Annotated in this window: 10 protein-coding genes; 2 read left to right on the forward strand and 8 right to left on the reverse strand. The window is 66.1% G+C overall.

The features are described from left to right. Positions 1 to 64: 64 nt before the first annotated feature. Positions 65 to 703, forward strand: a complete 639-nt coding sequence (gene dhaL, locus EN742_RS13065; RefSeq protein WP_127405652.1) for a dihydroxyacetone kinase subunit DhaL — start codon at positions 65 to 67, stop codon at positions 701 to 703. Here dhaL and EN742_RS13070 read toward each other — a convergent pair. Genes EN742_RS13070 through EN742_RS13080 form a run of 3 tightly spaced genes read right to left on the reverse strand, consistent with a single transcriptional unit; the run spans position 700 to position 2,711 of the window. Next, entirely contained in the window at positions 700 to 1,140 is a 441-nt protein-coding gene (locus EN742_RS13070; RefSeq protein ID WP_126056068.1) for an RpiB/LacA/LacB family sugar-phosphate isomerase, read from the reverse strand. The genes dhaL and EN742_RS13070 overlap by 4 nt on opposite strands. 28 nt (positions 1,141 to 1,168) lie before the next feature. Further along, on the reverse strand, positions 1,169 to 1,927 hold the full coding sequence (locus EN742_RS13075; RefSeq protein ID WP_126059196.1) for a triose-phosphate isomerase: 759 nt from the start codon (positions 1,925 to 1,927) through the stop codon (positions 1,169 to 1,171). A gap of 13 nt (positions 1,928 to 1,940) precedes the next feature. Further along, positions 1,941 to 2,711, reverse strand: a complete 771-nt coding sequence (locus EN742_RS13080; RefSeq protein WP_128332890.1) for a DeoR/GlpR family DNA-binding transcription regulator — start codon at positions 2,709 to 2,711, stop codon at positions 1,941 to 1,943. A 267-nt stretch (positions 2,712 to 2,978) separates the two neighbouring features. Here EN742_RS13080 and fba point away from each other — a divergent pair, with 267 nt between their 5' ends. Further along, on the forward strand, positions 2,979 to 4,043 hold the full coding sequence (gene fba / locus EN742_RS13085) for a class II fructose-bisphosphate aldolase (RefSeq protein ID WP_127310708.1): 1,065 nt from the start codon (positions 2,979 to 2,981) through the stop codon (positions 4,041 to 4,043). Between the two features lie 52 nt (positions 4,044 to 4,095). Here the strand turns inward: fba and EN742_RS13090 are convergent, their stop codons facing one another. The 5 genes from EN742_RS13090 to EN742_RS13110 form a co-directional block, all read right to left on the reverse strand. Continuing rightward, positions 4,096 to 5,037, reverse strand: a complete 942-nt coding sequence (locus EN742_RS13090) for a TIM barrel protein (protein WP_127405651.1) — start codon at positions 5,035 to 5,037, stop codon at positions 4,096 to 4,098. Positions 5,038 to 5,117: 80 nt separating this feature from the next. Next, entirely contained in the window at positions 5,118 to 6,191 is a 1,074-nt protein-coding gene (locus tag EN742_RS13095; RefSeq protein WP_128332891.1) for a class II aldolase/adducin family protein, read from the reverse strand. Continuing rightward, on the reverse strand, positions 6,191 to 7,708 hold the full coding sequence (locus EN742_RS13100; RefSeq protein WP_127405649.1) for a glycerol-3-phosphate dehydrogenase: 1,518 nt from the start codon (positions 7,706 to 7,708) through the stop codon (positions 6,191 to 6,193). Before EN742_RS13100 ends, EN742_RS13095 begins: the two co-directional genes overlap by 1 nt. A gap of 34 nt (positions 7,709 to 7,742) precedes the next feature. Continuing rightward, the gene (locus tag EN742_RS13105; RefSeq protein WP_127405648.1) at positions 7,743 to 8,783 is read right to left on the reverse strand and encodes a 2-hydroxyacid dehydrogenase; all 1,041 of its coding nucleotides are present in this window, start codon (positions 8,781 to 8,783) and stop codon (positions 7,743 to 7,745) included. A gap of 10 nt (positions 8,784 to 8,793) precedes the next feature. Then, a partial coding sequence (locus EN742_RS13110) for an FGGY-family carbohydrate kinase (RefSeq protein WP_245492310.1) occupies positions 8,794 to 9,748 on the reverse strand: 955 nt, incomplete at its 5' end.

A 9,748-nucleotide genomic window follows, 5' to 3' on the forward strand; every position in this document is an offset into this window, starting at 1 on the left:
CTGCAGACCCTGCTCGACCATCCGTGCGATTGCGCCATGTTCCGCGCCGGCTGAGGGAATTTCCATGACCGCCATCGGAACGGCAGAGCTGAAGAGAATGTTCGACGCCATCGCCGCGGCGATCGAGGCCGATAAGGACAGGCTCTGCCAACTCGACGGCGTCATCGGCGACGCCGACCACGGCATCGCCATGGCGCTCGGCTTCAATGCCGCGCGCGATGCGCTCGCCGCGCTCGATCTTGTGGCGATCGAGCCGACGGCGCTGCTCAACACTGCGGCGAAATCCTTCCTCAACGCCGTCGGCGCCTCGTCGGGCCCGCTTTACGCGACCGCCTTGATGCGCGCCGCCGCCGCCGTCAAAGGCAAGGCGACGCTGGCGGCAGACGATGTGGTCGCCATGGTCCAGGCGATGGCGCAAGGCATCAAGGATCGCGGCAAGGCCGAAATCGGCGAAAAGACGATGATCGACGCCTGGCAGCCGGCGGCCGAGGCGGCCGCCGCCGCGCACGCCGCGGGCAAAAGCCTGGCCGAGAGCCTGCAGGCCGCGCTGACCGCCGCCGAAAGCGGCGCCGAAGCGACCAAGGACATGATCGCGGCCAAGGGCCGATCCTCGCGGCTCGGCGAGCGTTCGCTCGGCCATATCGACCCGGGTGCTGCCTCGGCCGTCACCGTCATCGGCGCGATGCGAAGCAGTCTCAATTAGGCCTTGGCTGCATCCAAACGGTTGATCGCCTGAACATTGCCGGCCGACGGCCCCTTCTCGTCGAATTCCGAGGCGAGCCAGGTATCGACGATCGCCTTGGCGAGCTCCGGACCGATGACGCGGGCGCCCATGGTGATGATCTGGGCGTTGTTGGATTTCGCCGCGCGCTCGGCCGAATAGGTGTCGTGGGTGAGTGCGGCGCGGATGCCCGGCACCTTGTTGGCCGAGATCGAGACGCCGATGCCGGTGCCGCAGAACAGGATGCCGCGATCGTTCTCGCCGTCGACGATGGTCTGGGCGAGCTTTTGCGACAGATCGGCATAGTAGCCGGCCTGGCTGAGGTCGCTGACGCTGAGGCCGGATTTGGTGGCGAGGTGGGCGGCGATGACGTCGAGCAAGGGCTTGCCGGCGCTGTCCGCTCCAATGGCTATTCGCATGATCTTGTCCTTTCCTGTTCGAATGATGTCAGATCGCGGCTGAGGCGCGCTGGAGGATGTCGATGTAGCCTTGCGCCCGCCAGGCGGAGCGGCCGATGAAGAGGCCGTCAATGTTTGGTTGGCCGATCAGCTCGGCCGCGTTGCCGGGGTTGACGCTGCCGCCGTAGAGCACCGGCGGCACCGAAGGCAGCAGGCCGCCGGCAACCGTTTTGATCAGCGCCTGTTGCCTGTCGGCATAGTCGGAGCTGGCCGGAATGCCCTTGTCACCGATCGCCCAGACGGGCTCATAGGCGAACAGGATTTTTGCTCCCCTCGCCTCGCCTTCGAGGAATTGCAGCGCGCCCTCGACCTGCGCGGTCAACACGGCATCGGCCTTGCCGCTCTCCCGCTCGGCGAGCGTCTCGCCGACGCAGATCAGCGGGATCAGCCCGTGCCTGACCGCCGCCGCCGTCTTCAGGCCGACCGTGTGGTCGGTCTCGCCGAAATGCTGGCGCCGCTCGCTGTGGCCGAGCTCGACCAGGTCGAGGCCGCAATCGCCGAGCATCAGCGGCGATATCTCGCCGGTCCAGGCGCCGGCATCGGCCCAATGCATGTTCTGGGCACCGACCTTGATGCGCGTCGATGCCAGCGCCTGCTTGACCTCGCGCACCGCCGTGAAGGGCGGAATGACGAAGGGCTGGATGCGCTGGTCGAACCCCGGCGCGAAGCCGGCCAGCGCCTTGGCGAAAGCGAGCGCCTCGGCGAGCGTCTTGTTCATCTTCCAGCTTGTACCGACCCAGTAGACCACGCGTACCACTCCCCTATTCCTTGCCGTCGACAACCGTCAGTGAAACCCCTGTGGCTTCCAGCTCGTCACGCACGGGCTGGCCGAGTTCGCTGCCGGTGAAGACCGCGTCGAACGCCTTGAGGTCGGTGAGAAAATGCAGCGCCGTGCGGCCGAACTTGCCGTGATCGACCAGCAGATATTTGCGCCCCGCCGCCGCCATCATCAGGCGCTTGGTCTGCACCACCTCTTGGTCCTGGTGGAAGGCCGAGCTGCCGTGGATGGCCGACGACGACAGGAAGGCGACGTCGGCACGCAGCGATTTCAGCGTCTCCTCGGCGAGCAGGCCGAAGAAGCCGTGGAACTTCTTGCTGTACTGGCCGCCGAGCGCGATCAGCGTGATGCCGCCGACACCGGCGAGATCCTGGATGACGGCGAGATTGTTGGAGATCACCGTCAGCGGGCGAAGATCGGCGAGGTGCCCGGCGATGCCGCCCGCCGTCGAGCCGTCATCGATAATCACCGTCTGCCCCGGCTCGATCATGGCGACGGCGGCGGCGGCAAGGCGCAGCTTCTCACCGACCGCCTGCTTTTGCCGGTAGCGGAAATCGCTCTCGAACAGGCCGCTCGGTTGGATCGAGGCGCCGCCTCGCACCTTGCGGAGGAAGCCGTTCTCCTCCAGCTCGTCGAGGTCGCGATGAACGGTCATCTTCGAGACGCCGAAGCGCGCGGCGAGATCCTCGACGGAGGCGGTGCCGGCCTCCATCAGGAAATCCACGACGCCTTGCCGGCGGCTGTCGCTCTTCACTCCGCGGTTCCTCCGAGCGTCCGGGCGCCTTGGTCGCTCTTCCATATATAACAACAGATATCGCATTCATATCACAATATCTGTGATAATGTGACAATGGCGTGGGATTTTCCTTTGCCGGAGATTGCCGACCTGTAACAAGAATTGCTCCCTGCGACGCGCCGGACGGTTGCGGTCCGCCGGGATTCCGGCCAGAAGCATCGGCGGGCTGGACGACGGTCGAACAGCCAGCAACCGAATTCGAAACCAGTTACGGGAGACTATTGGGTGGCTCGCATCACACTGAGACAATTGCTCGACCATGCCGCCGAACACGGCTATGGCGTGCCGGCCTTCAACATGAACAACATGGAACAGGGCCTCGCCATCATGGAGGCGGCCGAGGAGACCAAGTCGCCGGTCATCCTGCAGGCCAGCCGCGGCGCGCGCGCCTATGCCAATGACGTGGTGCTGGCCAAGCTGATCGACGCGCTGGTCGAAATCCACCCCGACATCCCGGTCTGCATGCATCTCGACCACGGCAACAACGAAGCGACCTGCGTCACCGCGATCCAGTACGGCTTCACCTCGGTGATGATGGACGGCTCGCTCAAGGAAGACGGAAAGTCGCCGGCCGACTACGCCTACAATTCAGGCATCACGCGCCGCGTCGTCGACATGGCGCATTGGGGCGGCGTCTCGGTCGAAGGCGAGATCGGCGTGCTCGGCTCGCTGGAAAGCGGCGGCGGCGAGCAGGAAGACGGCCACGGCGTCGAGGGCGCGATCAGCCACGACCAGCTTCTGACCGATCCGGAACAGGCGGTGGAGTTCGTCAAGGACACGCATGTCGACGCGCTGGCGGTTGCCATGGGCACCAGCCACGGCGCCTACAAATTCTCGCGCAAGCCGGACGGCGCGGTGCTGGCGATGAACGTGATCGAGGAGATCCACCGCCGCCTGCCGAACATGCACCTGGTCATGCACGGCTCGTCGTCGGTGCCGGAGGATCTGCAGGAGATCATCAACAAGTACGGCGGCCAGATGAAGCCGACCTGGGGCGTTCCGGTCGAGGAGATCCAGCGCGGCATCAAGCACGGCGTGCGCAAGATCAACATCGACACCGACAACCGCATGGCGCTGACCGGCGCGATCCGCAAGGTGCTGACCGAGAACCCGAGCGAGTTCGACCCGCGCAAGTACCTGACGCCGGCGATGGCCGCGATGAAGAAGCTCTGCAAGGAGCGCTTCGAGCAGTTCGGCACCGCCGGCAACGCGCCGAAGATCAAGCCGATCCCGCTGTCGGACATGGCCAAGCGCTACAAGGCGGGCAGCCTCGATCCGAAGTTCGGCTGAGGTCTGTTCCGACCCGGTTCAAACGGCGTGAGCCACAGCGGCTCGCGCCCATTTACTTTGCCTGCGGCGACAGATCCGATCGTCCGGCGTCGATGAACGGCGCCCAATAGTCGACGGATTCGCGGATCATTGCGACGACCTGGTGGTCGACCGGCTCGCGCTCGCGGAAGGACAGTTCCAGGCAGATCTCGTTGTCGGTGCCGCCGCCGCGCCGCACAGTCTCCAGGAATTTCTCCGGAGTAATGCGGCCATCCCTGTTGTAGGCGGCGGTGAAGGGCCAGTGGCCGCCCTTGTTCATCGACGACTGCTTGATGTGGATGATCGGCGACTCTTTCGGGAAAGCCTCGGCCCAGGCATAGGGGTCGATGTCGGCGGGATTGCTGGAGGTGACGTCGCCATGGTCGATGTCGACCATCATCTTCAACGGGATGGCGAGGCCCGCAGCTTCGATCTCGCTGTGCAGCGCGCGGCAGCTTTCGATGGTGTGGCCGAACTCGCGACCGACCGACATAGGTTCCCAGAACAGATAGGTGAGACCCGCGGCCTTCGCATGATCGGCGACCTCACGCCAGCATTCCATCGCGATGTCGAGCAGCCGGGCGCGGCGCTCAGGGTCGTCGTAATCCTTGTGGGTGAAGATCGCGAACTGCGTGCCGATGCCGCTGGCGCCGAGCTCGGCCGAAATGGCGGCGAAGGTCTTGAACCAGTCTACATAGTAGCGGCGCACGTCGGCATCGGGATGGCCGAAATGGTTGAGCCGGCCATAGGGGCCGGTCATGCCGGACGTGATGCGCACGCCGGTGCGGTCGAGCGCGGCGCGGAACAGGCGGACGAATTTGGCGATCGTCGCCGCGGGCCAGCCGGGATTTACGAATTCATGCGTGAGCTGGACGTCCCTTATGCCGATGTCATAGGCGATGGCGTCGATCAGGTCGTCCGGATCGGCAAAGCGGTTGACCAGCGGGTTGGTGTTGAGGGAGAGCGTGAAGGCCAAATTCCAGACTCCTATTCAGGCCTGCCCGACAGCGTGACGACCGATGGCGCACGCACCCGAACCGCCGACATGAAGCGCAATCATTGCAGCACGCTGCCGGCGCGCCGGTTGAGCTCCTGGCGGTATTTCTCGGCGTCCCAGTTCAGGAGCTCGGCATTCTCCTCGATGCTGAGATAGTTGACGCGCGCCGTCGGATCGACGCGGATGACGACATCGGCGAGGCAGCGCGCCATCGCCTCGGCGCCGGCATTGGCATCCCGGCGCATCAGTATGCCCTTGCCGGGGAAGAGGATGGAGGCTGGAGCCGGCTGCCCGGCAGCCGTTGTCCGCGCCACCACGGCGGCGGCATTCTCGTTCGGACCGGCGATCGCCGAGCCGATGCCGAGAAAGATCACGTGGTCCGGGTAGAGACTGCCCGAGGCGGCGATCCGGCAACTGGCGAGATCGGTGGCGGCGGCGTGCGCCTCGATCGCGACCGGAAGGCGGTAGGCACTACCCATGGCGAGCCTGATCAGCGCGTCGATGTCGGGCGCAGGCGCCTTGCGCGGCGCGCGGGCAAGCAGGCCAGTGACGCGCCGCAGCAATAGGTTTGCCTCGGTGACCGTCTCGGCCGCGACCACCAGCCCATGGTTGCCGAGCACGAGCACGTCGGTGCGCGGCTTCAGCCGTTCGGCGATGCCTTGCGCCAGCGGCAGGCCCGGCCGGCGATAGGGCACGAAGGCCCAGTCGAGGCCGCGCAGGCGTTCCTCCAGCAGCGCCTCGGCGTTGGCCTGGACGGCGATCGCGATGGTCTCGACGCAGTGGACATGGACGACGACCTTTCGCGGCAGCAATGCATGCACCGTCGTCTCAATGGACGGGCGCAACTGGTGTGGGTTGAGCTCGGCAAGCGTGAACACGGCGGCCTTCTCGGCCGCCGGGTCGTTGCGCGCGACGGCATCGAGCAAGGGCGCCAGCGCCACCGGGACCATGATGTCGTTGCTGGCCGCGTTCATCAGCCAGGTGCCGGAGGCCTTGATCCACAGCACACCGGCTTGCTTGAGCGAGGTGTTGCCACCGGCGCCCTGGACCAGCAGAGGATCGGCGCCGACACTGGCCGACAGGACACGCAACGCCTGCAATTCGGCGGCATCATGATCATTACGTTCTGCCATCAGCCGGCCTTTGCCAATCGGTTCGCGCACCAGTCCTCGAAGGTGCCTCTCTCAGCGGCCGAGAGATGCAGACCGTGCTTGGTGCGGCGGTCGAGGATGTCGGCGGCGGTCGACGCCCACTCATGCTCGAACAGGTAGCTCGCCTCGCGCTCGAAGAAATCCCTGCCAAAGTGCCGCCCGAGCTGGTCGAGCGATCCGGCATTGCCGACCAGAGCGCGTGTCCGCGTGCCATAGAGCCGGCCATAATGCTTGAGCAGCGAGGCCGGCATCCAGGGGTAGTCGCGGCCGAGGTCGCCGAGGAACTGCTCGAAGTCGGCATTGGCGATGTCGCCGCCCGGCAGATGCGCAGCGGAAGTCCACGCCTTGCCCATTCTCGGAAAGAACGGCTGGATGCGGTCGAGCGCGTGCTCGGCGAGCTTGCGGAAGGTGGTGATCTTGCCGCCGAAGACGGAGAGCAGCGGCGCCCGCCCGGTCGGCGCGTCCAGCTCGAAAATATAGTCGCGCGTCACCGCGCTCGGATTGTCGGCATTGTCGTCATAAAGCGGCCTGACGCCGGAGAACGAGTAGACGACGTCGCCGCGCGTCAGGCCGCGCTTGAAGTAGCGGTTGACGACCTTGATCAGGTAGTCGATCTCGCTCTCCTCCGCCGCCACGTCTTCCGGGCGCCCTTCATAGGGAATGTCGGTGGTGCCGATCAGCGCCAGGTCGTTCTGATAGGGATTGATGAAGATGACGCGCTTGTCGTTGTTCTGGACGAGATAGGCCTGCCGCCCCTCCCAGAATTTCGGCACGACGATGTGGCTACCCTTGACCAGGCGGACATTGCGCTTGGAGTTCTGCCCGGCGACGCGGTTGACGACATCGTTGACCCAGGGGCCGGCGGCATTGATCAGCGCCTTTGCCCGGACCGTGGTCTTCACGCCGGTCCTGCCGTCGCGCATCTCGACCGACCACAGGCCCTTGTCGCGACGGGCGGCGGTGCAAGCGGTGCGGGTGAAGACCCTCGCCCCGCGCTCCGCCGCGTCCAGGGCGTTGATGACGACGAGGCGGGCATCGTCGACCCAGCAGTCGGAATATTCGAAACCACGCTTGAAAGCGTCCTTGATCGGCGCGCCCTCTGGCGCCGTGCGCAGGTTCAGCGTACGCGTGGCCGGCAGCCGCTTGCGGCCGCCGAGATGATCATAGAGGAACAGGCCGATGCGGACCAGCCAGGCCGGCCGATCGTCGGGGCTGTGCGGCAGCACGAAGCGCATCGGCCAGATGATGTGCGGGGCGGATTCCAAGAGCACCTCGCGCTCGATCAGCGCTTCCCGCACCAGCCGGAACTCGTAATATTCGAGATAGCGCAGGCCGCCATGGACCAGCTTGCCGGAGCGTGAGCTGGTGCCTTCGGCGAGATCGTCCTTCTCGCACAGGATGACGGACAGGCCACGGCCGGCGGCGTCGCGCGCGATGCCGGCGCCGTTGACGCCGCCGCCGATGACGAAAAGGTCGACAATGTCGCCGTCACCGCTCATCTCGCCGAACCCTCTACGCAACGCTTCATGGCACTCAGCACGGATTGACCGGCGGCAGGCCGGCAAGATAGCGGCGCACTTCCTCGGCCGCCTGCTCGGCCGCGTAGGTGACGGTGCGCACCGAGGCGCCAGCGATATGCGGGGTGAGCGTCACATTCGGCAGCTGCAGCAGCGGCCAATCCGAAGGCACCGGCTCGATCGCGAAGGTTTCCAGCATGGCGCAGGCGATATGGCCGGAGACCAGCGCCTCGTAAAGCGCGTCATAGTCGACCAGCGGCCCGCGCGCGGTGTTGATGAAGATCACGCCGGCCTTCATGCCGGCGATGGTGTCCTTGTTGATCAGGCCGCGGGTTTCCGCGGTCACCCGGGAGTGCAGGGTGACCACGTCGGAGCGCGACAGGAGTTCGTCGAACGCGACCAGCTCGACGCCGGCATTGCGGTCGTCCGCGCTCAGCTGCACGTAGGGATCGCAGACCAGGACGCGGCAGCCGAAGGCGCGCAGCAGGCGCACCACCTTCGTGCCGATATTGCCATAGCCGACGACACCGACGGTCATCTCGCTGAGCTCGCGGCCGGTGCGGTCGGCGCGGTAGAGATCGCCGCGCCATTCGCCCTTGCGCAGGGCCTCGTGACCGACGCGGATCAGCCGCGTCTCGGCGAGGATGGCGCCGATGGTGAACTCGGCGACGGCGCTCGCGTTGCGGCCTGGAACGTTGACGACGCGGATGTCGTGAGCCTTGGCGGCCGCCATGTCGATGTTGATCGGTCCGCCGCGCGACACAGCGACCAGTTTCAACGCCGGAAGGCGCCGCATCATTCCATCCGAGAGCGGAGCGAGCTGGGTCACCAGGATCTCGGCATCGCCGACAAAATCGACCACCTCGTCCGGATGGCCGAAATACTCCTTTACCTTGTCGAGGCCGAGCGCGGTGTTGCCGAACTCCATCGGCTCGTCGGGCCACGCGGTTTCCAGCGTGCGGATGTCGAGGCTGTTGCCGCAGGCCTTCTCGATCTCAATCCGAAAGACCTCCGGGAGCATGAAACGGTCGCCGATGATCGCAATTTTTCTGTGCATGCTCGACTTCTCAATTTGCCTTCGCCGCGGCCATCGACCGCCAGACCGGACGCAACGCCTCGTGCGCCAATGTGTAGGATGGCGCCATCCTGTCGTAGATGGCGGCGAGTTGCGGGTCGCTCGGCTCGGCCTTGCCGAGCAGAGGCGTGACCCATTCGGCGACGCAATCGTCCATCGACCGGTAGAGGCCGACGCAGACCGCCGCGATCATGGCGGCACCCGCGGCGCCCGCCTCCTCGCGCTCGCTGGTGCGCGTCGCGGCGCCGACGGCGGCGCCGAGGATCTTGCGCAGGGCCGGGCTGCGTGCCGCGCCGCCGGTGAGGCGGATCTCTCGCGGCAGCGAGCCCATGGCGGCGTAACAATCGCGCGAAGCGAAGGCCAGCCCCTCGAAAACGGCGCGCACCATGTCGGCATAGCCGTGGCGCGAGGAAATGCCGACGAAGCCAGCCCTTGCATTGGCATCGACGAACGGACCCCGCTCGCCGGCCTCCGACACATAGGGCTGGTAGATCAGCGAAGCCGGCTTCGACGACGATATCCAGCCGTCGACCAGCGCGATCATCTCGCCATTCGAGCGCGAGATGCCTTGCGCGGCAAGGATGCCGGAGGCGAGCCCTAGCACCCAGTCGATGTTGAGCGTCGCCGCCATGTTCGACTGCATCTGCGCGAAGACGCCGGGCGCCGGCATGGTCATGGTGTAGCCGGTCTTGGCCTCGTTCAGGAGCACCTCGTCCGGGGTCTCGGCAAGGCGCATGTGCATGCCGGTGGAGCCAATGATGGAACAGCCGGGCTTGCGCTGGCGGTCGAACAGGCCGGCGCCGAGCGCGGTGCAGGCGACGTCGACATAGGCGAGTACGACCGGCGTGCCGGCGATCAGCCCGCTGGCATCGGCCGCCGCCTTGGACAGGGCGGCGCTTTGCCTAGTGCCGTCGGCGATCGGCGGCAGCCAATGCCGGAGGTCGGCG

Source organism: Mesorhizobium sp. M4A.F.Ca.ET.020.02.1.1 (genome assembly GCF_004022645.1).
Taxonomy (GTDB): Bacteria; Pseudomonadota; Alphaproteobacteria; order Rhizobiales; family Rhizobiaceae; genus Mesorhizobium.